This window comes from Thiomicrorhabdus heinhorstiae (assembly GCF_013391765.2).
Classification (GTDB): domain Bacteria; phylum Pseudomonadota; class Gammaproteobacteria; order Thiomicrospirales; family Thiomicrospiraceae; genus Thiomicrorhabdus; species Thiomicrorhabdus heinhorstiae.
The window spans coordinates 1-304 of record NZ_JACBGI020000094.1 but is presented as its reverse complement, the minus strand read 5'-3'; the positions used below and the strand labels follow the sequence as shown (position 1 = coordinate 304).

General features: G+C 41.8%; 1 protein-coding gene and 1 pseudogene. One reads left to right on the top strand and one right to left on the bottom strand.

Annotated elements, in window-relative coordinates:
* A pseudogene (locus H8792_RS12510) lies at nucleotides 1–143 on the top strand (IS256 family transposase); the annotation flags it as partial.
* On the opposite strand, the gene H8792_RS12655 reads toward H8792_RS12510, so the two are convergent.
* Nucleotides 120–304: hypothetical protein (locus tag H8792_RS12655; protein ID WP_407701672.1), on the bottom strand; the 185-nt coding region annotated here is incomplete at its 5' end. The pseudogene H8792_RS12510 and the gene H8792_RS12655 sit on opposite strands and share 24 nt — an antisense overlap.

Below are 304 nucleotides of genomic sequence, written 5' to 3'. Positions count from 1 at the left end.
AAAATAGCTTGTTGAAGCTGTTGTATGCTGGCATACTCAATGCGTCCAAGAAATGGACGATGCCTGTCCAGAATTGGAACCTCGCCCTGTCGCAACTGGCGATACACTTTGAAGGCAGATTAGATGGAGTGCTGGATATTTAGCACCCTAGACTGACACAGAATTTTGAATGCTCTCAACGAATTTTTAAGTTTTTCTTCTGTAACTGCTGGCGGTTGTCCGTCATTGAAAGAATGCGGTCTTTGCCAGTTGTAGTAGTTCATTAAATAATTGCCAATATCTCTCTTAGCTTCTTCAAAAGATG